General features: G+C 70.8%; 20 protein-coding genes and 1 tRNA gene. 11 read left to right on the forward strand and 10 right to left on the reverse strand.

The window, feature by feature from the left end; translation table 11 throughout:
- Window positions 1-21: 21 nt before the first annotated feature.
- The 7 genes from ACSNN8_RS16050 (at window position 22) to ACSNN8_RS16080 (ending at window position 6,752) form a co-directional block, all read left to right on the forward strand.
- Window positions 22-909, forward strand: a complete 888-nt coding sequence (locus ACSNN8_RS16050; protein ID WP_436650001.1) for an NAD-dependent epimerase/dehydratase family protein — start codon at window positions 22-24, stop codon at window positions 907-909.
- Window positions 910-944: 35 nt separating this feature from the next.
- Window positions 945-2,369, forward strand: a complete 1,425-nt coding sequence (locus ACSNN8_RS16055; RefSeq protein ID WP_436650002.1) for an aminotransferase class I/II-fold pyridoxal phosphate-dependent enzyme — start codon at window positions 945-947, stop codon at window positions 2,367-2,369.
- A gap of 52 nt (window positions 2,370-2,421) precedes the next feature.
- Window positions 2,422-3,585, forward strand: a complete 1,164-nt coding sequence (locus tag ACSNN8_RS16060) for an MFS transporter (protein ID WP_436650003.1) — start codon at window positions 2,422-2,424, stop codon at window positions 3,583-3,585.
- Window positions 3,586-3,908: 323 nt separating this feature from the next.
- On the forward strand, window positions 3,909-4,334 hold the full coding sequence (locus tag ACSNN8_RS16065; protein WP_436650004.1) for a hypothetical protein: 426 nt from the start codon (window positions 3,909-3,911) through the stop codon (window positions 4,332-4,334).
- Window positions 4,331-4,786, forward strand: a complete 456-nt coding sequence (locus ACSNN8_RS16070; protein ID WP_436650005.1) for a hypothetical protein — start codon at window positions 4,331-4,333, stop codon at window positions 4,784-4,786. Before ACSNN8_RS16065 ends, ACSNN8_RS16070 begins: the two co-directional genes overlap by 4 nt.
- Before the next feature lie 37 nt (window positions 4,787-4,823).
- Entirely contained in the window at window positions 4,824-5,600 is a 777-nt protein-coding gene (locus tag ACSNN8_RS16075) for a phosphotransferase enzyme family protein (RefSeq protein WP_436650006.1), read from the forward strand.
- Between the two features lie 204 nt (window positions 5,601-5,804).
- Window positions 5,805-6,752 (forward strand): phosphotransferase, encoded by a 948-nt coding sequence (locus tag ACSNN8_RS16080; protein ID WP_436650007.1) that lies wholly within the window; start codon window positions 5,805-5,807, stop codon window positions 6,750-6,752.
- 131 nt (window positions 6,753-6,883) lie between these two features.
- Here the strand turns inward: ACSNN8_RS16080 and ACSNN8_RS16085 are convergent, their stop codons facing one another.
- The 3 genes from ACSNN8_RS16085 to ACSNN8_RS16095 are packed head-to-tail and all read right to left on the reverse strand — an operon-like array spanning window position 6,884 to window position 8,793.
- Window positions 6,884-7,186 (reverse strand): hypothetical protein, encoded by a 303-nt coding sequence (locus tag ACSNN8_RS16085; RefSeq protein ID WP_436650008.1) that lies wholly within the window; start codon window positions 7,184-7,186, stop codon window positions 6,884-6,886.
- A 30-nt stretch (window positions 7,187-7,216) separates the two neighbouring features.
- Window positions 7,217-8,467, reverse strand: a complete 1,251-nt coding sequence (locus tag ACSNN8_RS16090; RefSeq protein ID WP_436650010.1) for a WXG100 family type VII secretion target — start codon at window positions 8,465-8,467, stop codon at window positions 7,217-7,219.
- On the reverse strand, window positions 8,464-8,793 hold the full coding sequence (locus tag ACSNN8_RS16095; RefSeq protein WP_436650012.1) for a type VII secretion target: 330 nt from the start codon (window positions 8,791-8,793) through the stop codon (window positions 8,464-8,466). Before ACSNN8_RS16095 ends, ACSNN8_RS16090 begins: the two co-directional genes overlap by 4 nt.
- A 412-nt stretch (window positions 8,794-9,205) precedes the next feature.
- Between ACSNN8_RS16095 and ACSNN8_RS16100 the strand changes: the two genes are divergently transcribed.
- The 3 genes from ACSNN8_RS16100 to ACSNN8_RS16110 all read left to right on the forward strand — a co-directional run bounded on the left by ACSNN8_RS16100 (window position 9,206) and on the right by ACSNN8_RS16110 (window position 11,468).
- A complete protein-coding gene (locus tag ACSNN8_RS16100; protein WP_436650013.1) occupies window positions 9,206-9,934 on the forward strand; it encodes a hypothetical protein in 729 nt (242 codons plus the stop codon).
- Window positions 9,935-10,284: 350 nt separating this feature from the next.
- Window positions 10,285-10,360: transfer RNA gene (locus ACSNN8_RS16105), tRNA-Arg, on the forward strand.
- A 349-nt stretch (window positions 10,361-10,709) separates the two neighbouring features.
- Window positions 10,710-11,468 carry a hypothetical protein gene (locus tag ACSNN8_RS16110; RefSeq protein WP_436650014.1) on the forward strand — a complete coding sequence of 253 codons (759 nt, stop codon included), beginning with the start codon at window positions 10,710-10,712 and terminating at the stop codon, window positions 11,466-11,468.
- A gap of 54 nt (window positions 11,469-11,522) precedes the next feature.
- Here the strand turns inward: ACSNN8_RS16110 and ACSNN8_RS16115 are convergent, their stop codons facing one another.
- The 4 genes from ACSNN8_RS16115 to ACSNN8_RS16130 form a co-directional block, all read right to left on the reverse strand.
- A complete protein-coding gene (locus ACSNN8_RS16115; protein ID WP_436650015.1) occupies window positions 11,523-12,239 on the reverse strand; it encodes a hypothetical protein in 717 nt (238 codons plus the stop codon).
- Window positions 12,236-12,784 (reverse strand): SigE family RNA polymerase sigma factor, encoded by a 549-nt coding sequence (locus tag ACSNN8_RS16120; protein ID WP_436650016.1) that lies wholly within the window; start codon window positions 12,782-12,784, stop codon window positions 12,236-12,238. Before ACSNN8_RS16120 ends, ACSNN8_RS16115 begins: the two co-directional genes overlap by 4 nt.
- A gap of 61 nt (window positions 12,785-12,845) precedes the next feature.
- Window positions 12,846-13,304, reverse strand: coding sequence for a lamin tail domain-containing protein (locus tag ACSNN8_RS16125; RefSeq protein WP_436650017.1), 459 nt, complete (start codon window positions 13,302-13,304; stop codon window positions 12,846-12,848).
- A gap of 1,435 nt (window positions 13,305-14,739) precedes the next feature.
- Complete coding sequence (locus tag ACSNN8_RS16130; protein ID WP_436650018.1) at window positions 14,740-15,840, reverse strand: SDR family oxidoreductase; 1,101 nt, start codon at window positions 15,838-15,840, stop codon at window positions 14,740-14,742.
- Between ACSNN8_RS16130 and ACSNN8_RS16135 the strand changes: the two genes are divergently transcribed.
- Entirely contained in the window at window positions 15,839-16,042 is a 204-nt protein-coding gene (locus ACSNN8_RS16135) for a hypothetical protein (protein WP_436650019.1), read from the forward strand. The two genes, ACSNN8_RS16130 and ACSNN8_RS16135, sit on opposite strands and share 2 nt — an antisense overlap.
- Here the strand turns inward: ACSNN8_RS16135 and ACSNN8_RS16140 are convergent, their stop codons facing one another.
- From ACSNN8_RS16140 to ACSNN8_RS16150, 3 genes are read right to left on the reverse strand one after another with little or no spacing between them, the layout of a single operon-like run.
- Entirely contained in the window at window positions 16,043-16,645 is a 603-nt protein-coding gene (locus ACSNN8_RS16140) for an ABC transporter ATP-binding protein (protein ID WP_436650020.1), read from the reverse strand.
- Window positions 16,642-17,457, reverse strand: coding sequence for an ABC transporter ATP-binding protein (locus ACSNN8_RS16145; protein WP_436650021.1), 816 nt, complete (start codon window positions 17,455-17,457; stop codon window positions 16,642-16,644). The genes ACSNN8_RS16140 and ACSNN8_RS16145 overlap by 4 nt, the downstream gene beginning before the upstream one ends.
- A complete protein-coding gene (locus ACSNN8_RS16150) occupies window positions 17,447-20,203 on the reverse strand; it encodes an FtsX-like permease family protein (RefSeq protein ID WP_436650022.1) in 2,757 nt (918 codons plus the stop codon). Before ACSNN8_RS16150 ends, ACSNN8_RS16145 begins: the two co-directional genes overlap by 11 nt.
- Between the last annotated feature and the right edge of the window lie 119 nt (window positions 20,204-20,322).

A 20,322-nucleotide genomic window follows, 5' to 3' on the forward strand; every position in this document is an offset into this window, starting at 1 on the left:
GTCTTCGGTCGGAGGAGTACGGTGAGTCACACGCTGCTGGTCACCGGTGGAGCCGGTTTCGTCGGTTCCGCCCTGATCAAGTCCCTGCTCACGGACTATCCGGCCGCGGCCATCGTGTCGCTCGACAACTACTTCACCGGCGTCCCCGAGAACCACGTGAACGACCCCCGTGTGACCTACCTCGACGGGTCGACCGTGGACCTCGCCAAGATCTGGGCCGGTCGCGGCCTGCCCAGCCCGGAGATCGTCTTCCACCTGGGCGAGTACTCGCGGATCGTCACCTCGTTCGAGGACCACGACCTGACGTGGGACTTCAACCTGCTGGGCACCAAAGAGGTGGTCAAGTTCGCGTCGGCCGCCGGCGCCAAGCTGATCTACGCGGGCTCCAGCTCGAAGTTCGGCAACGACGGCCAGGACGAGAACCTCAACCCGTACGCGTGGACCAAGGCCAAGAACATCGAGTACATCCGGAACTACTCGAGCTGGTACGGCCTGGACTACGCGATCACGTACTTCTACAACGTGTACGGCCCCGGCCAGATCACCAGCGGCAAGTACGCCACCGTGATCGGCATCTTCGAGGACAAGTACCTGCGCGGCGAGCCCCTGCCCGTGGTGTCGCCCGGCACGCAGACCCGCGACTTCACCCACATCGACGACATCGTGCGCGGCATCGTGCTGGTCGCCCAGAAGGGCCACGGCGACGGCTACCTGCTGGGCGCCGGGCACGAGTGGCCGATCCTCGAGGTGGCCAAGATGTTCGGGGTGCCGTACGAGCTGGTGCCGGCGCTGCGCGGCGAGCGCACCCGCGGCCAGGCCGACATCACCAAGGCCGCCGAGCTGGGCTGGAGCCCCTCGCACCGCCTCGACGAGTACGTCGCCTCTTTCGTGGCCGCCCATCCCCGCTGACGTTTAACCCCCTCTGACCTGGGGATCCGGGGCTTGTGGATCAACGGCGAACCCCGGTGCTCGAGGCGATCGAGCAGTACCGCACGGACGACAAGTACTCCTTCGCGCTGCCCGGCCACCGCCTGGGCCAGAGCATCGACGACCGCGCGGCGGCGGTGCTCTCCCCGGGCGCCTTCCAGGCCGACGTCATCTTCGCGAAGTTCGCCGTCACGGAGGCCGAGCAGTTGATGGCCGACGCCGTCGGCGCCCGCGAGGCCATCTTCACCACCTGTGGCTCCAGCATCTCCATGCACACCGCGATGCTGACGATCGCCGGCCCCGGCAAGCGCCTGCTGATCGACCGCAACGTGCACAAGTCGGTCGTCGCCTCGCTGATCCTGGCCGGCGCCACACCGGTCTGGCTGCGCCCGCGCTGGGACCACGAGAACGAGATCGCCCACCCCGCCAGCGCCGACGACGTGGCCGCCGCCCTCGACCGTGACCCCGGCATCGACGCCGTCGTCATGATCACGCCGACCGAGTACGGCACCGGAGCAGACGTACGGGGCATCGCCCGCATCTGCCACAAGCGGGGCCTGCCGCTGCTGGTCGACGAGGCGTGGGGCGCGCACTTCCCGTTCCACCCCGACGTCCCGACGTCCGCCATCCAGGCGGGTGCCGACCTGGTCATCCAGAGCCTGCACAAGGCCGGCGGCGGCCTGTGCCAGGCGTCCGTGATCCTGGTGGGCAGCGACCGCGTGAACCCCGTGGACCTCCGCCTGCGCCTCGACCTGATCACCACGACGAGCCCGTCGGCCCTGCTCTACGGCTCGATCGACGGTTTCCGCCGGCGCATGGTCTCCGAGGGCCGCCAGCTCATCGACGGCGCGCTCGAGCGCGCCAACCACCTGCGTGCCCGGCTGTCCAAGCTGCCCGGCCTGGCGGTCATGGACGAGTCCATCATCGGCCACGACAGCGTCGCCGAGTGGGACCCGCTGAAGCTCTCGGTCGACGTCTCTGCCCTGGGCATCACCGGCTACCAGGCCATGGACTGGTTCGACGAGCACGAACGCCTGTCGCTGCAGCTGGGCGACTCCCGCCGGGTCGTCTGCTCGCTGACCTACTCCGACACCGACGTGGCCCTGGACCGGCTGGCCGACGCGTTCGAACGCCTGACCACCTCGCCGCCTGCCGGCGACCGCCCCGCCACCGCGGTGCCCCCTCTGCACGAGCTCGACCTCGAGCAGGCCATGGGCCCGCGGGAGGCGTACTTCGCCCGCACCGAGATGGTGGCCGACCCGGCCGGCCGCATCTCCGCCGAGATGATCAGCCCGTATCCGCCCGGCGTCCCCGCCATCCTGCCCGGCGAGCGCTTCAACGAGGCCGTCGTCACCTACCTGCGGGCGGGCAAGGCCGCCGGCATGGTCATCCCCGACGCCTCCGACCCCGGCCTGGAGAAATTCCGCGTCGTCGCGGAATGAGGTCGCTCACTCCGCAGGGCCGGCGCACCCGGCACCCGGTTGACTGGTCGGAGTGCGCCGTTCCCTGACTTTCGTGCTGGCGGTGGCCTGCGGGCTGACCGCCGCCAACCTGTACTACTCCCAGCCGCTGCTCGACCTGGTCGCCGATGCCTTCGGCATCACCCAGGGCGCCGCCACGGTGGTGGTCACCCTGACCCAGGCCGGCTACGCCGCCGGCCTGCTCTTCCTGCTGCCGCTGGGCGACCTGCTGGAGAACCGCCGCCTGACCACCCGCCTGCTGTTCGGAACCGCGCTGGCCCTGCTGCTCGCCGCGCTGTCCCCGGCGTACGGGATGTTCCTGGTCGTCTCGGTGCTGGTGGGCGTCACCTCGGTCGTGGCCCAGATCCTCGTCCCGCTGGCGGCCCACCTGGCCCCACCCGACCAGCGCGGCGCGATGGTCGGCAAGGTCATGAGCGGCCTGCTGCTCGGGATCCTGCTCGCCCGCACCGTCTCCAGCCTGGTGGCCGACCTCTGGGGCTGGCGCGCCATCTACTTCATCTCCGCGGCCTTCATGGTCGTCCTGGCCTTCGTCCTGCACCGGATGCTGCCTTTTCGCGCTCCCGACCACACCGCCGGCTACGGCTCCCTCCTGCGCTCCGTCGTCTCCCTGGCCCGCTCCGAGCCCGCGCTGCGCCGCCGCGCCTTCTGCCAGGCCATGATGTTCGGCGCGTTCACCGCCTTCTGGACCGCGATCGGCTACGAGCTCATCGACGAGCACGGCTTCACCCAGACCCAGATAGCCGTCTTCGCCCTCATCGGCGCCGGCGGCGCCGCAGCCGCCCCCTTGGCCGGCCGCATCGCCGACCGCGGCCACGGCCGCTCCGCCAGCGGCGCCGCCCTGCTGCTGGCGTCGCTCATGCTCGTGCTGGCTGCCTTGGGCCACCGCAGCGTGGTCGTCCTGGCCGTGGCCGGGGTGCTGCTCGACTTCGCCGTCCAGGCCCACCAGGTCATGAGCCAGCACGAGATCTACGCCCTCAACCCCCACGCCCGAGCCAGAATCAACACTGTCTTCATGACCACAGTCTTCACCGGCGGCGCCGTCGCCTCCGCCCTGACCGGCGCCCTGCACCACAGCTTCGGCTGGACCGGCGCGTGTCTGCTGGGGGCCGCGCTGCCGCTGGCCGGGCTCGCCGTCTGGTCGACCAGTCTGCGCTCCCGCACCCTGGCGTCGGCCTAGTCACCCATCGCCCGCTCCCGCCGGCCCGGACCCTGCCGAATGCGTGACTGCCGTCGATACGATCGGCCTTCCGCAGCGACTTCCGGATGGCAGGCATGGCCCGACCTCACGGCCCGCACCCTGGAGGCTCCTCGCCGCGCCCGGAGCCCTCAACCGGCGGTGGCGGTGGCGGTGACCCGCCTCGGCGGCGAACGCCCGTAGGCAGCGGGGCCGACGGCGGCGACAGTATTCGCGCGGCCCAGGAACGGACCGCCGAAGTTGCCCGATCCGGTAGGTCAGGCGGCCGGAGCGCAGGCGAACCGACGGCCGAGGGCGCCGGTCCGGTGAGGGGCCCGGCGGCGAAGATCCCGCTGAAGCCGCCCAACAACCGCCACAACCTCAACGGCATCCGACCTCAGAGCCCGGCCAAAGACAGGAACACCATCGTTCTGCCGGGCACCGACGTGGCCGGCGACATGGCGGACATCTCCGCGGGCCGCGCCCGGTGGATCGACGAGGAGAACCGTTATGAGGTCAACGGCCGGACCTACGCGGTCGAGCCGACCGGAACCGTCTTCCCGGTCTCGGGACCGGGATTCGTGAACCTGATGCGGCCCGAATATAAAGTCCTCAAGCAGCTCATCGGATCCGACGGTGACATCGGTGCCGCGCGCGACGCGTTGCGCCGCGACCCCAGCATCAGCGACGGTGACTGGCCGTCGGCGCTCGAAGTCTTCAAGCACCACAAGAGCTACAAGGGTGGGGCATGACGTACGGAATCTACTTCGACAGCAGAACGCCCGCCGAAGCGTTGCGGCAGGCATTGAACACTGTTTATGGCGTGCCGCTGGAGCTGGTGTACGCGGGACCCTACGAGGGGCTCAAGGACCACCCTGGGCCGGATCCGGTAGCTCTCATCACGCCGGCCGGGGGCCAGTTCGGCCACGAGTTCAGCGCGGGGGACAAGCTCCACCAACTGACGAAGGCGAGTGAGCTCGAACTGGCTCGAGCGCTCTGCCGTGCCGCCCGCAGCCGGGCCTTGCTCGATGACGGCAGCCCCTCCCCGGATTATTGGTTCCTCGTGGCGGCGGACGGCAGCTACGGGCGGATACAGGCAGACCCCGACAGCGACGAACTCGCCGTCCTGTACGCCCTGGAACCGATCACCGGCGAACCCGACCTCCCCGTCGTGCCGCCACCCGACTGGGCCAAAACCTGGTGACGGTGACCGGCTTGGTGCTGATTGGAGAGGGCACGGCATGAACGACGCGATGGAGCGGGGCCGGTTCTCCCAGCCTAGGCGGAACGGCGACGTGGTCGAGCGTGTCCTCGGGCCCGACCGGACGAACGTGCACGCCTTCCTCGAGCACCTGCACGCCCGCGGCTTCGAGCTGGCACCCCGGTTTCTGGGGCTGACCGAGGACGGCACCCGCGAGCGGCTCAGCTTCCTGCCCGGCGAGACCGGCTATCCGCCGCTCGTCCCGCAGCTGCGCTCCGACGCGGCGCTGGCCAATGTTGCCCGGGCGGTGCGACGGCTGCACGATGCGAGCCAGGGATTCGTCGCGCCCGAGCCGGGGCAGTGGAGCGGCCACGACTACGCCGGCCCGGTCCAGCCCGATTGCGTCGGCCACCTCGATCTGGCCCCGTGGAACATCACCTTCGACGGCGAAGAGGTGGCGGGCCTCATCGACTGGGACTTCGCCGCCCCGACCTCCCGGGCCTGGGATCTGGCTTACGTCGCACATCACTTCGTGCCGTTTCACCCGAGAGAGGCACTACCCGCCTGGGGCTGGGACGTCGAGCCCGACCGCGCGGCGCGGCTGCGGCTGCTGGCCGACGCGTACGGTGCGCCGATCACCCCAGCCGAGCTGGTCGACCTGGCCGCCATGCGGCTGCTGAGCATCGGCGCGAACATCGAGAACCGCATCCGCGCCGGCGACCCCGCGTTCGCCGTACACGCCGCCGAGAACCACGGCGCCGGCTACCGCGCCGCCGCCGCATACATCCTCACCCACCGCGGCGACCTGCTCGCCTAGATCCGCGCGGCGCCTTCACTCATCCGCTGATGGCCACCGATCACCGGTGCGCCGACGGTTCGCACGCCCGGGCGGCAACCGGTCGGGTCCTTCCTCCGCGCCGCCTTCCGCTCGGAAGTAAGGCCCTGCCAGGGCCGACACGCGGCGTGGTCACGCTGCCTCAGCACCTCGACTGGTTCCGACGTCCTGAGTCGGCCAGCACGCATGGCCCCCGTCTACAAGGCAGTAGAACGTACGCTTTCCCTTGCCGCAAAGCCTGAGGAGTTCCCGCCCTTGCCCCGCCTTCCATGGCACAAGCTGCCGCGCAGTGTCCGGGCGGCCGTCGAGCGCCGCACCGGCCCGATTCTGCGCGTGAGGTCGGTGGACACCGGGGCGATCTCCGACGTGGCGGCAGTACTCGAGACCGACAGCGGGTTCATGTTCTGCAAGGGGGCCGCAGCAGACAACCCGATGGGCTGGATGCACCGCAACGAGGCCCGCATCAATCCCCACCTGCCGGCGCCGGCGCCGCGACTTCAGTGGCAGGTCGACCACGACGGCTGGTTACTGCTCGGGTTCGACCACGTCGACGGCCGGCACCCCGACCTGAGCCCAGGGTCGTCGGATCTGCCGGCCGTGGCCGCCGCCTTGAGCGAGATGGCTACGACGCTGACACCGTGCCCGCCGGTCAAGGTGCAAGCAGCCACTGCCCGATGGGCGGACTGGATACCGCCCGACGTGGTCGACGGCGACACGCTCGTACACACCGACGTCACCCCGTTCAACTTCCTGATCCACAGCGGCGGCGTGACGGTCGTGGACTGGTCGATGCCGTGCCGCGGCGCCCCCTGGATCGACACCGCTCTCATGGTCATTCGACTCATCCGCGCCGGTCACAGGCCCGAGCAGGCGGAAGCCTGGGCTGATCAGATCGCGGCTTGGTCGGGCGCCGAGCCCGAGTCGCTCGATGCCTTCGCTGCCGGCATCGCGATGCTGAGCCGGGTACGGCAGAGCCGGCAGCCATCCTCCAGCCACCTCGGCCCGCTCGCGGACGCGGCGGAGTGCTGGGCGACCTACCGAGCCGGCGCGAGTATTCCCCTCTGCCATTCTGATGTGCCTGCTGGCGCAGTCATGAAGGCGGGAATTGCTGATGATCTCACCGTTCCCGGTTGACCGGACGGCGATCAGGCACCACGGGTCAAGATGTCGAAGATTTCATTGATGCGGAAACGCACCGCAGTCATGGTGAGATGCCCGAGTGTCGATGGGCGGTCGGCTCAGCAGGAAATGCGCCTTCGTCGGGCTCAGTAGTAGTAGGCGTGGGCGGTCGTCGGTGCTGCGCCGGACCGCCGATACGCGCGCAGGATGGCTACCACGACTTGGTTGAACAACCGTCGATTCACACCGTCCGCGGTTCCTGACGGTTCTCCCACCGCGGGGTCGTACGTCAGGTCTCCGATCGGCTGACCGCTGTCGTCGGCCGGCCGGATTCGTCGGGTCGCTACCTCGAATGTCACGAAGCCGGTCTGCTGGTCGGCCTCCCACCGGTAGAGCACCGACTCGCCGGTCGAGTCACCGAGCGCCCAGACGCCGATCGAGGCGGTCATCGCCGGCCCCTGTTCTGGTTGACTAGCACGTCAGTCCCTCCGCTGATATCCGACGCCGTCCCGAGCCGCAGCCTCAGGATCCCATGTGAAACCCGCCTCTATGGTGGCGGTATGCGCCCGACCGTAGCTGCGGTCGCCGGTTCGAGCCATGTACTCGGCCTCGAACCGTTCGTGCCGTAGCAGGTCGATATCGGCCGGGTGCGGATCACCGTCCGCGAGTCGCTGCCAAGCTTCGGCCATGCGCGGATTCGCGTCGAAGCGAGCGACGATGTTGTCGCCGTACAGATCAAGCAGATGCTCGTCGCGGAACACGTGATTCTTGATGGTGGCGATGTCTTCAGGGCTGAAGCCGTACTCGCCTGCTGTCGCGGCGACCGCAGGAAGTTCGTCGTCGGCAGCGCGGAACGTGTCATAGGCTTGGCCTGCCCAGTCCTCCTCGAAGTCGATGTCACCGCGTGGACGTCGCAGCTCACCACCGGTCTGTCGCACAGCCGACGCAGCGTCGGTCGGGTCGGAGCGACTGAGCTTGCGCAGGGCCTTCTGAAGCCGATCGAGCATGCCGGTCAACTCGTTGAGCTTGCCGTTGAGCCGTCGCAAGCTGTTGAGCAGCGCGCGAAGGAATTCTTGGATCCGGTTGACCCACTTGGCGACCAGGCCGGCTACCTGGCTGACGACAACCGGGGTGGCGAGGCCGAGAGTGAGGCCTTCGGCGGCCAGCCACTGGGGCAGGCGGGCCGCGAGGGTGGCCACGAACTGGGCGATCAGGTCACGGACGATGCCGCGTACCAGGCCGACGAGCAGTCCCGCGCCTTCGACGGCGTACGAGATCGCCCCAGCGACGGTGGCAATGCCACCGAGGGCGTCGGATTGCCGGGCGGCGTGGTTGCGATAGGCGTCGCCGGACGCGCCGAGCCAGTCAGCGGTCTGCGACCGTACGGCGTCGGCGTATCCCTGCTGGGTAGAGGCCATGGCTTCGGCGACGTTGCGCCAGGTTGCGGCGTGCGCGGCGATCTCATCCGGTTGGCCGGCCAGCCAGTCGAGGGCTTCCTTAAGGGGCTGTACGTGTTCCATCAGCCAGCCGACGCCCCAGGCCATCAGTGTGCCGAGCGGGTCGATTGCGGTGGCAAGTATGTCGAGGCTGCCGCCGGCGCCGCCCAGCGTGGTGTCGACCCAGCTGCCGTTCCGAATGCCGTTGCTGATCTCGGCGGCGTCCTCGACCAGCCCGAGTCCGGTGTACCAGGTAGTTGAGCTGTGTGCCTGGGCGACCAGCGGGTCAGTCATAGCGGCAGATCGAGCCCGGGGCCTGCGGCAGCGTTCAACTCTCTGGCGTTGGAGGCATCGGTGGCACTCATGTCCGATGCGACCTTGCGCAAGTTCAGCGCGGTCTCTCCGAGCGCGTCCACGGCGTCGTTCATGACGCTCGGTGCGCTGCTGAACAGCGGACTCAGCAGGGTGGGAAGAAACTGACAGAGCTGCCCGTACGCCTGGCTGTCCATGGTGACCTCGCCGACCGCCCCTCGGGCCGTCGCCACCTCGTTCGACGCCTCACTCACCTGGTCGGCGTGGCGGAGCACCGCCTGGGCCGGAAAGTGCATACCCGAGGTCATCGGTCCTCCTGGCGCTCGACCGTGGGGGACCTGCTCGCGAACGGATGGATCACCGCTTGCCCGGTCTCGTGCACGCCGCCCAAGATCACTCCCATCGACGTCTGTCGACAGACTAACGGGCAGTTGCGTGTCGAGGTGCCTTGAGCGCGGCTCGAGGGCCGACATATTGTGCGGCCTCGTCTCCAAGTCGTAGTGTGGCTGAGTCGGGACGGCGATCCGTATGCATCCCGAACATGTCACTCGCCGCATTGTTATCGGAGCCCACTTTCGGCAGAAGCGCCCAGGGGCTGAATCTCGCGCGCGGCACCTCAAATTTCTCCTGGCTCCCAGGCCTTTGTTGGATCGCTCGTTCCGTGTTGCTCAGCGATGCCGTGTCGGAGCCGGCGTCGCCCACCGCGCGAGAGGATCACCCGTGTCCGAGAAAGACCCCAGCACGCCAGCTGCCAGACCGCTGCGGCATGGCGAGATCTGGACCGAGACCGACTATGAGCAGCTGCTGCATGGGGTGGCCAACGGCCTGTCCGCGCAGCAGATTGCCACCGAACTGTTGCGCACACAGGGCGCAGTCAACGCGCAGCTCGCTCGATTGGTGCCGGATGATGTGAAGATCAAGCACACCACCCAAGCACGCGTCGAGTGGCTTCGACAACGCCTGACGGAAAGTCCCGAATACGACTGGCAAGCTGTCCTGAACTCACGGGCGGATGACGCATACCGGCTGTGGCGTGGGAGGGAGGAGGATCTCCTCCAAGCTGGCTGGAACCAGTGCACCGCCTTGCCGGAGCTGGTGAGAAGACTGCAGATCTCCGAGCCGGCGATCGTCCGCCACTTGATCGGTTTGGGTCTCGCCGCGGACATCTGTGAGGTAGTTGACCGGCTCGGCGCCACGCCGGGAGGCAGCGTCGAAGCCCGGGCGCGCCATCTGCGCGCCGAACTCGCGGAAGCTATTTACGTTCTGGTCATTGCGCGCCCAGGGCGACCGATCACCAGCCTCCACCACAGCCGCGAAGATGCCGAGAAGGCCTTCCGCCACATCGCGGCGAACTTGACTAATTCCGAATCGCGACCTTGGGTGCTTCGACGCTCTCTCGACGGCCGCGATGCCGGGCAGAGCTGGACGACGCCCGCTTCCAGCAGCTGATCCGCTGCGGAAGCCACGCGCCGGGCACCTTCGCGCGAGATGCCCGGCGACTCTGCCGCAGGAGGCACACCCCACGGCGCCGGTGCACGAACGATCACTCGACGCCGCGCGAGCATCCAGCCAATCGCCGAAGACGTTTCTCCAGGTCACCAGAGTGCTCGGCGATCAGATCGCACGCGAAATGACCGATGGTCGCCGCCGGCAGGCCGGCCCGCGGTCGCCCGAGTTTGCTCGGTGTGTGCTTCGACCAGCGAAGGAACCGCCACCGGCACACCGATGGCACCCATCTGCACGCGACACGACGCCCGGGCACTCGTGGATATCCCCAGCTAGGTACGATATGGCCGTAGGCCCTCGTAGCTCAGGGGATAGAGCATCGGTTTCCTAAACCGTGTGTCGTAGGTTCGATTCCTACCGGGGGCACCAAGCCGATCGCGGCACTGCTTGTCGTGCCGGCATTCGCGCGGGCTCCCAGGTGAGCCCGGCGGAGGACGCTGCGGCCGTCGGCTCACCTGGTGGTGTGGTTACTACGACGCCATTGAGAACCGTCGTTTCTGTGAGCCCGTGGGCCGCGTGACGGCGGTGACGGTGAGGATGGCCCGCGGTTGCTGGCCGGGCTGGACTTCAACGCGGCTAACGTCCGGGAGATCCGTGGCGCGGTTCCGCACGTACGGGGACTGGTCTTCACGCTTGGCGAAAGCGCGAGCCGGCCAGGGGTGCGGTATCACCGTTTTGCGGACGCGCTGGACACGGTGCGGGCCGTTACGGTGGGGTAGTGCTGAGCGACCGCGATCGCACGTTGTTGGCGCCTCACCTTGCGCTGTTGCGGCGCGCGCAGAAGGAGCTGGCCGAGGCGCAGCGGGACGCTGACGAAGCGGAGCGGAAACTTGCAGCGTCGGCGGGGAGCACGGATTGGCGCGACCGCATGTTCGGCGGGCTGTTCAGCGCGGACGACCGGCGCACCCAGGGGTTCAAGCAGGCGAGGGCCGCGCAGCAGGCGGCGGGCAAGGCGCTCGAGGCGGCCAGGCGAAAGCATGCCAAGTACGCGGAGCGGATGGACGGGCTGTTCGAGCCGATGCTCACCGAGCGTGACTCGGGCTTCCGGGCGAGGGTGGACGCGGTACGCGCGTGCGACAGGGCGCTGCGGCAGTGTGAGCGGATGCGGTCGCGGATCTCGTCGGTGAGCAGGGACGCCAGGAAGCAAGGGCGCGGCAAGGGCGAGCAGGGCGGCGGGAGCTGGCACGAGGCGGAGTTCGCGCGGCGCCGGTTCGACGAGACGATGGCGGAGATCAGGGCGAGCGGTCCGGCGCTGCGCAAGGCGATCGAGCTGGCGGCGCAGGCGGTGGGGGAGCCGGCGCGGGGAACGGCCGCGATCGACACCAGTGCGCTGCCGGCATGGGGGCCCGCGGCGCAGCAGCAGGTGGCGGCGCTGAACCGGGAGGTGGAGCTCGCTGCCAAGGAGGTCGCGCGCTGGCGGAAGAGCGCCGAGCGGGCACGGGTGCAGGCGCTGAGGGCCGCGCAGGATGCGTTGTGATCACCGAGCGGCCCGCACCGGGGGCTGGTGCGGGCCGCTCGGCAAGAAAGCAGGTCAGCCGACGCCCTGGACGGCGTCCTTGTGGACGTGCACGCCGGCGCCCAGCTCGACGATCTGGCTCTCGGTGAGGCCGACGCCCTGCCAGACCTGGACGATCAGGTAGACGCCGGACGGCTGCTTCACCCACAGCTCCCAGCCGGTGTCGCCGCCGGGCGCGGGCGGCACCGGGCCGTCCGGGGTCTGGCCCTGCAGGCTCTTGAGCAGCACGCCCTCACGGTCGCCGACCTTGACGGTCTTGCCCTGCCGGCTCGGGCCGTTCTGGTCCTTCGACTCGAGCATGACGGCGATCTTGTCGACGAACACGTCCGGGGCGTAGACCGGTTCCTCGGACGGGTTCACGCCGGGGCCGGGCTTCTTCGCCTTGTCGGGGGCGATGGTCAGATAACCGGGCTCGCTGGCCTGCACGAACCAGCCGTCGGGCACCTTGTCGACGGTGAAACCCTGGGGCTGTTCGCCCTTGTAGGCAACCAGCTGTACGGCGGGGGCGGCGGCGGTGACACGGTCCGGCGCGGAGGCGGGCGCGCCCGTGGTGGCGAACGCGATGGCCGCGGCCAGGGCGGCGACGCCGAACGACGAACCGGCGATGCACTGCACGGTCCGGCGGCGGCGCAGCGCGCGGCGGCCGCGTACGAGATCGGCCTTGACCTGCTCGGCGGTGGGGGGCGAGACCGGTCCGGCGATCTGGGAGAGGTGGTCACGCAGGTCGTTCATCGGGTGGCTCCCTGGCTCATAAACGTGGGGTGGGCGCTGTGCAGCGCGGCGCGGAGACGGTCCAGGCCCCGGGCGGTCTGGCTCTTGACGTTGCCTTCCGAGCAGCTGAGGGCGTCCGCGGTCGCGGCCACGTCGAGGTCGTAGAAGTACCGGAAGACCACGGCGGCCCGCATGCGTGGCGGCAGTTCGCGCAGGGCTTGCTGGACGGCCTCGCCGACCGGGCCACTGCTGGGTGATGCGCTTCCCTCGACTTCCGGCAGTACGGCCATCGTCTGCTCACGGCGGCGCCAGATCCGCCGCTTCTCGTCGATCAGCGTATTGACGAGCACCCGGCGGACGTAGCCGTCGGGGTTGTCCGCACGCTGGAAGGACGGCCAGGCGACGTACAGCTTGGTGAGCGCAGCCTGGACCAGGTCCTCGGCGAGGTGCGTGTCGCCCGCGGTCAGCAGGGTCGCCGTGTGCAGGAGGTGAGGGCGCCGGCCGACCACGAAGTCGTGGAACTGCTCATCTCGCTCGGTTCTGCCCGAGCCGCTGTCTCGTCTCACACCCCGATGACGATCGGATCGGCGGCCGGGTTGCATGCCGTCATCATCGCCTCCGGTGCGCTCAGCAGGCGACCCACTGGCGGTCGCGCTGCTGCTGCCAGGTGCAGTCGTCGACCGTACGGCCGGAGGCGTCCCGCAGTTCGGCCGCGTCCCCGGTGTTGTTCCAGACGTAGTTTCCACTGCCCCAGAACACGTCGGTGGCACTCGGCCGCCCCTTGCCGGTGTGCAGGAAAACGCGCGCGTTGTCGCCGGGCAGCGTCACGTCGCCGAACGTGAACGCGTGGCCGGCCTCGTCGCGCACGCTCCAGCGCAGCAGGCTCACCGGTTTGCGGCCGGTGTTGACGATCGCGATCCACTCCTGGTTGAGGCTCTCGGCGCTGCGGTCGTCCCGGCCGGGCGAGTCGTACTGGACGCCGTGGAACCGCACCACGGGGGCCACCCTCGCGGTCGCACTGCCCGGCACGATCAACCCGCCGAGCACGATCGCCGCCAGCCCCGAGACGACACTCATCTTGCGCATGCTGCTCCCTTGATGGAGTCCGATTTGCGCTGATTATGTCGGCGGGCGGGTGATGGGGACGGCGAATGGAGGAACCGTCGTTCGGACGGGCGGAAGCGGGCGGGGCGGAAACGCGGCCGTCGGAACGCGGACGAGTGAGGACGTGGGCAAGTGGAACGGGGATGAGTGGGGACGTGGGCAAGTGGAACGCGGACGAGTGGGGACGTCGGCACGTGGAACGCGGACGAGTAAGGACGTCAGCGAGTGAAGCGTGGACGAGTGGGGGTGGTGCGTGCGGATGAGTGGGGGATAGCCGCGGGCGGAGCGCGGACAAGTGAAGACGCCGACGAGCGGAGCGCGGATGAGTGGGGTGCGCATGGCGCGCGGAGCACTGATGAGTGGGGAGCGCATGGCGCGCGGAGAACTGATGAGTGCGAGGCACAGGGCGAACAACTAGGAGTGCTTGGCGAGTCGGCTGCGGACGAGTAGGGCAGCGGCGAGCGGAATGCGATCGAGTGCGGGATGTCCGCAGCAGCGCGCGAATGGGGAACATCTGCGAGAAAACGTGGACGAGCTGCAGGTCGACGGCTGCGGGAACGTGGACGAGCTGCACAGGTCGACGGCTGCGGAAACGTGGACGAGCTGACCGCGCTGCCGGAGGAAACGCGGAGGAGCTGACCGCGGTCACGGCGAAAACGTCGACGCCCTGATCGCGGTGACGGCGGGGACGTGGATGGGCGGCGCGCGTGGCGGAGGAAACGTGGAGGGGCTGCCCGCGGTGACGGCGGAAACGTCGACGCGCCGAGCGTGGTGACGGCGGGAACGTGGATGGGCGGCGCGCGTGGCGGAGGAAACGTGGAGGAGCTGACCGCGATGGCGGGGGGAACGTGGATGAGCTGACCGCGATGGCGGGGGAAACGCGGAGGAGCTGACCGCGGTGACGGCGGAAACGTCGACGCGCCGAGCGTGGTGACGGCGGGAACGTGGATGGGCGGCGCGCGTGGCGGAGGAACGTGGAGGAGCTGACCCCGGTGGCGGAGGAAACGTGGCGAAGCTGACCCGCGATGGCGGAGAAACGCGGAGGAGCTGACCGCGGTCACGGCGAAAACGTCGACGCCCTGAGCGCGGTGACGGCGGGAACGTGGATGGGCGACGCGCGTGGCGGCGGAAACGTGGATGGGTGGCGCGCGTGGCGGTCGGAACGTGAGCTGACGGTGGAGGCGAGCGGGTGTCCCAGAGGGAACACGGATGCGGGAAAGCAAAAGCCCGGCGCCGTGGGGCGCCGGGCTCAGCAAAGGTCGGTGCGCATGTCGCCTGAAGGCGAGTGGCGCGACGCGGCTCCAGCCGGACGGTATTCCGCGAAGGCAATGGGTGAGGCCCTGGGACACTGGACGCACCGACACCTTCCTCAACCGGCGGGGGTGGCTGGACAATCCCGCCGGGGAGGTGAGGGCGGTCACGTCTGTGGCTGGGGCTCCGGCTCGGGCGACGGGGTGGGCGCGGGGCGCAGCCGGGCCAGCGCGGCGGTGAGCAGCTCGCCCGGGCGGGGGCGCCGGCCGATCAGCTGGGTGAAGAGGCTGTGCTGCAGCACGCGGCCGGGGAAGCTGCCGTGCACCTGGCCGGGGCCGTCCATGGGGGCGTCCAGGTTGTCGACGCCGTTGTCGGGGCGGTCGGTGCGCTGCAGCCCGACGCCGAGGCGGCGGATCGAGAACAGCGCGTCGGTGAGGGCGGGGGACAGTCGCTGGCCGAGGATGAACACGGCCGCGGCGCCGCCCACGGGGATCTCGCGGCGGGGGTGCTCGGCGGCGTACACGATCGTGTCGGCGACGATCTCGGGGGCGTACACCGGCGGCGGGGGCTTGGGCATGGCGCCGAGCTTGCTGCGGGCGTGTTCGAAGAACGGCGTGTCGATCGACGCCGGCAGGATGGTGCTGACCGCGATCGGCGCGCCCTCCTGGGCGAGCTCCATCCGCAGGGTGTCGTAGAGGGCGCGCAGGGCGAACTTGCTGGCGGTGTACGGGGCGTGCAGCGGCACGGACCGTACGCCCTCGACTGACGCGACGCCGATCATCACGCCGCCGCCGGCCTTGCGCAGCGCGGGCATCGCGGCGTGGATGCCGTGCACGTGACCGAGGAAGTTGACCCGCATGACGCGGTCGAACTCCTCGTCGGTGATCTCCTCGACCCGCCCCCAGACGCCGACGGCGGCGTTGTTCACCCACGTGTCGATGCGGCCGAAGTGCTGCTCGGCCAGGTGTGCGAGGGCGCGTACCTGCCCGGGGTCGGCGACGTCGGTCGGGGCGGCGACCGCCATGCCGCCGTCCTTGGTGATCTGCTCGACCAGGGTGTCGAGGGCCTCGGCGCTGCGGGCGGCGCACACGACCTTGGCGCCCTTGGCGGCGAAGGCGAGCGCGGCCGCGCGGCCGATGCCGGTGGACGCTCCGACGATGACCACGACTTGCTCGGATACGGGTTTGGGCATACCCCGGGCTACCCGGCCACTCCGCGTTCTAACAAGGCCGCATCGACGGCGCCGCGATGGGTACGCCGCGGCCATGAGCGACGTGATCCTGATCGGCGGCCCGCGCGACGGCGGCCGGTACGACTCCCCCGACGCGGCCCTGATCCAGCTGGAGATCGACGGCCTCTTCCACCGGTACGTGCGCACCACCGCCACGCGTGACGTCGACGGCGAGGCGCTGACGGTCTACAACTACGACGGCGTGGTGCGGCCGGAGGTCGCGAAGCCGACGGACTGATCAGGCGACGCTGCCGGAGCGCATCCGGACGACGGTGCCGGCGACGTCGATCACGCGCTGGTCGTGGGTGGCGACGACGGCCAGAGTTCCCGAGCGTACGACGGCCGTCAGCGCCTCCAGCACCATGCCGACGTGCTCGTCGTCCTGGTGGGCGGTCGGTTCGTCGAGCACGGCCACCGCCGGGCTCAGCACGAGCGCCCGGGCCAGCGCCGTACGTTGCTGCTCGCCCAGGGAGGTCTCGCGCGCGGGACGCCCCGCGATGGCGGCGAGCCCGAGCCGCTCCAGCAGCTCGTCAGGCAGGGCGGGGGTGGCGCCGCGGAGGGTGGCGGGGAGGAGGACGTTCTCGGCCACGGTCAGGTCGGGCTCGAGGGCCAGGCGTTGAGGCAGCAGAGACACGGTCGCCCAGTCCGGGGCGGGATACGCGGGACGGTCGGCCACCAGCACCTCGCCGGAGGTGGGCGGCATGACGCCGGCGATGAGGTGGCACAGCGTGGACTTGCCCGAACCCGACCGGCCGGCCAGGACGGCGAGCTCGGCGGCGGGCAGGGACAGCGTCACATCGTGCAGGAAGCTGCGGTGGCTCACGTCGCGTACGGAGATCATGGCTGCTCCGGAGGACGCAGTTCGACGTGCCCGTCGACGACGGTGACCACGGCGCGGCCGCCGGGGAAGAGCGGCAGGGCCTCCTCGGGCAGCTGCACGCGGCCCAGCCCGTCGATGGTGGCGGTGCGTTCCTGGCCGGCGTCGTGCTCGCCGGAGAGCACGCCGTGGCGCAGGCGCAGCACGGTGTCGGCGGCGGCGATCGCGCGCGCGTCGTGGGTGGCGAGCACGACGGCGGTGCCCTCGGCGGCCCGGGCGCGCAGCAGCCGCAGAACCAGCGCGGCCGACTCGTCGTCCAACTCGGCGGTGGGCTCGTCGGCGATGAGCAGCGCGGGCGGGCCCACGCTCGCGGCGGCCACGGCCAGCCGTTGCTGCTCGCCGCCGGACAGCACGGCCGGGCGGGCCGCGGCGCGGTCGGTCAGCGACACCTCGGCGAGGGCTGCGTCGACGTCCCACCGTACGCCCCGCAAGTGCGCCATCTGGGTGAGCTGGGCACGCGCGTCGAGCTGCGGGAACAGGCTGTGCGTGGGGCGCTGCGCCACCCAGCCGATCTCGCGGCGGCGCAGGCGTTGCAGATCGCGGCGGGAGATCGCGGACACCAGGCGGCCGCGGTGGCGCAGCTCGCCGCCTGCCGGGCGTTCGCGCAGGGCGAGCACGGCCAGCAGCGTCGACTTGCCGCTGCCCGACGGGCCGGTGATGGCGATGACGCGACCGCCCGTGACGGTCACGTCGACGCCACGCAGGGCCTGCGTCGGTCCGGTCCGGGCCGCGTACAGCTGAAGCAGTTCGCGGCCGACGAGGAGGTCAGTCGTCACGGTAGGCGTTCTCCTCGGTCCTCGACAGCGACGTCAGCGCGAGCGCCAGGAAGATCGCGACGACGGCGGCGCCGGCCGTGATCGCCAGGCCGTCGGGGGAGAGCCGCAGCACGAAACGGGGCAGCAGGCCAGGCTGGCCGTCGAGCAGCCGGGCGCCCAGCGGCGACAGCGCGGCCACCCCGGCGACGGCGGCGGCGTAGGAGACGGCGGCGAGCAGCACGAACTCCACTGCGCTCGCCCGGCGGATCCGCGCGCGGCCGAGGCCCACCCGCGCGAGCATGAGATCGGTCGGGCGACGCAGCGTGGCGGTGCGCTGGGCGTAGATGCAGAGCGTGAGAACGGCGAGCAACGCGAGGTAACCGGCGATGGCGACCTGATAGCCGCGGGCACGGTCGGTGGCGACGTACGCGGCCTCCTGGCGCAACTGCGCGGCCGTGCTCACCCGCTGAGGCTCCACGCCCGCCGGCTGCGTCACCGCGTGCACGCCCGTGGCGCCGCCGGAGCTCCACAGGAACGCCGTCGGGAACAGCGAGTTGAGGAACTGGTTGATCGGCCGCAACCGGGGGTCCTCGGGGCCGAGCAGCCCCAGCGTCGGGTCCGTCACGGTGACGTACATGGGCCTGCCCCGCATGCCGGGGAACGCGTCGACCCGGGCGGCGACCGTGAAGTACTGGTCCATGGAGCCGGCGACCATGCGGACGATGTCGACGTCCGCCGATGCGGGGTCCGCGACGGCGATCACCCGTGCGCGGCCGCCGTCGGTCGGCCGCGCGGCCAGGTCGGCCACCGCCCGGCGCGCCTCGGCCAGGTCGGCGCCCCGGCCCCACAGCGCGACGTCGGCGAAGCGTGCGGGGTCGATGATCAGCAGGTCCTTCTGGTCGTCGTCGAGCAGCGTGCGCACGTCGGTCCGCCACACCATCGTGCTGCCCGGAGGCAGAGGCGGATTGTGGACCCCCGGGACGGGCTGGTCGAGTGGCGGCGGGTTGGGGCTGTCGCGGGGCACGGGCACAGCGGTCTTGTCGAGCGCCCACGAGCCCTCGATCGTGGCGACCCCCTCGGCGCCGGCGGCCACCGCGATGCGGTCCTCGTCCGAGACGTCCGTCGAGTCCACAGCGGACAGCGCGAACAACAGCATCCCCAGGCCCGCGGTCACCACCACGACGGCGAGGCGGCGTTCGGTCCCGCCCGCGCCCAGCCGCCGCCGGGCCAGCCACAGCACCGCGCGACCCGGCGAGGACGGCAGACGCGTACGGCTGCCCGCGAGCCGCCCCGGCAACCAGCCCGCGACCACCCCGGCCGCGGCCAGCACGAGCAGCGGCACGAGCAGGTCGACGCCGTTGGCGCTGTCGCCCGCGCTCGCCAGCCCCGCGGCCGCGACCAGGGCGGCGATCACCACCATCAGCCCCCACGGCAGCGCACGCCGCGCGACCGCGGGAGGAGCCGGGCGTACGCGCCGAGCCGCGGCAGCCGCGCCCACGGCGGCCACCGTCACCAGGCCCGCCAGCGCGGCCCCGGTGCTGTACTGCGCCGCCGGCTTGATCGACTCCTCGATCGCACCGGGCGGGCCCAGCCGGTCCACGAGCTGCCAGGCGACCACCCATCCCAGCCCCGCGCCCAGCACGGCCGGCACCAGGTGCTCGAGCAGCCACAGCCCGCCCACCCGCGGCGGCGACATGCCGACCGCGACGGCGTGCCGGATCTCGCGCTCGCGGCGCCGGGCCGACAACAGCGCGACGGCGAGCACCGAGGCGAGCCCGATCGCGGTCGCCGCCCACTCCACCGGGCGGGTTCTCTGCCGTACGGCATCGGTCGTGGTCTTGGCCGTTTCGACGATCCGGCCGATGCCCGAGGCGAAGCGCAGCGCCATCGGATCGTCCGCCTCGGCGGGCAGCCGGGTCGCGTACTTGCGGCGCAGCAGCTCCACCTCGTCCGCCGTGCGCCGCGCGTCGGCCAGCGTCGTGCCCTTCGCCAGCGCCGCCTCGACCGACCAGAAGATGTCGTCGCCCACCGTGCCGCTGAGCCGCTCGACCGTCGCGACGGTGCCCACCAGCAGATAGGCCGGCAGCGTCTCGTACTCGGTGTCGCCCGGGGTGTCGCCCTGCCGCAGCGCCCACTTGTTCGTGCCCGGCGGATCGGCCGGCAGCCGTCCGCCCGGATCCACGGCGTAGATGCCGTTCACCGTCGTCGTGGTCGTCCGCGGCGTGCCCCTCGCGCCGCGCCGCAGTGACAGCTCGATGCGGTCACCGGGCCGTACGCCCAGCTCGTCGGCCATCGGCTTGGGCAACCACAGCCCGTCGTCGCCCTGCCCCCGGCCGGTCGGCACCAGCTCGGCGCCCGGCGTGCCCACCGCGAAGAACCGTCCGCGTTCCCGCCGGTCACCCGCCCGCACCGTGAAGCCCCAGTACTGCGGCGCCGCCAGCTCCGCTCCGATCGACCCGCCCGTGAGGTCCGGCTCGGACAGACCCGTGACACCCCGCAGGTCCTCGAGGATCGGCTCCTGGTCGATGCTGCGCGGCCCCACGTTCGCCGACACCCGGACCACCGCCGCGTCGGTCTGCCGCGCGGTCAGCGGGATCTGCTGCCGGCGCGCCTCGAAGGCCGCGTTGTCCGACGCCTCCGCGAACATCGGCCCGGCCGCGCCCGCCGCCGCCAGCACGACGAACGCGCTGACGATGAGCACCGACCAGGCCCGTTGCCGCAGCCCGTCGAGCACCGCAGCCGCGGTGAGCCGGTCGCCGAACGCCATGGGCCTCCCTCGGCCGTACCACCTGCGGGCCTTCGCCGATGAAGCTATCCCACCAGAGCCTCTCGCCGCGTCCCCGTTGCCGCCGGAACCGCGGGGCCGATGGTCTGATGCGGGGCGGG

Origin of the sequence: Actinoplanes sp. URMC 104, from assembly GCF_051386375.1 — a bacterium.
Lineage (GTDB): Bacteria > Actinomycetota > Actinomycetes > Mycobacteriales > Micromonosporaceae > Actinoplanes.

Bases quoted from the DNA above. Each gene is read 5' to 3' on its own strand.
- ACSNN8_RS16070 (WP_436650005.1), top strand. From the start codon at position 4,331: ATGACGTACGGAATCTACTTCGACAGCAGAACGCCCGCCGAAGCGTTG.
- ACSNN8_RS16075 (WP_436650006.1), top strand. From the start codon at position 4,824: ATGAACGACGCGATGGAGCGGGGCCGGTTCTCCCAGCCTAGGCGGAAC.
- ACSNN8_RS16080 (WP_436650007.1), top strand. From the start codon at position 5,805: ATGGCCCCCGTCTACAAGGCAGTAGAACGTACGCTTTCCCTTGCCGCA.
- ACSNN8_RS16085 (WP_436650008.1), bottom strand. From the start codon at position 7,186: ATGACCGCCTCGATCGGCGTCTGGGCGCTCGGTGACTCGACCGGCGAG.
- ACSNN8_RS16090 (WP_436650010.1), bottom strand. From the start codon at position 8,467: ATGACTGACCCGCTGGTCGCCCAGGCACACAGCTCAACTACCTGGTAC.
- ACSNN8_RS16095 (WP_436650012.1), bottom strand. From the start codon at position 8,793: ATGACCTCGGGTATGCACTTTCCGGCCCAGGCGGTGCTCCGCCACGCC.
- ACSNN8_RS16115 (WP_436650015.1), bottom strand. From the start codon at position 12,239: ATGAACGACCTGCGTGACCACCTCTCCCAGATCGCCGGACCGGTCTCG.
- ACSNN8_RS16125 (WP_436650017.1), bottom strand. From the start codon at position 13,304: ATGCGCAAGATGAGTGTCGTCTCGGGGCTGGCGGCGATCGTGCTCGGC.
- ACSNN8_RS16135 (WP_436650019.1), top strand. From the start codon at position 15,839: ATGAGCGACGTGATCCTGATCGGCGGCCCGCGCGACGGCGGCCGGTAC.
- ACSNN8_RS16130 (WP_436650018.1), bottom strand. From the start codon at position 15,840: ATGGCCGCGGCGTACCCATCGCGGCGCCGTCGATGCGGCCTTGTTAGA.
- ACSNN8_RS16140 (WP_436650020.1), bottom strand. From the start codon at position 16,645: ATGATCTCCGTACGCGACGTGAGCCACCGCAGCTTCCTGCACGATGTG.
- ACSNN8_RS16150 (WP_436650022.1), bottom strand. From the start codon at position 20,203: ATGGCGTTCGGCGACCGGCTCACCGCGGCTGCGGTGCTCGACGGGCTG.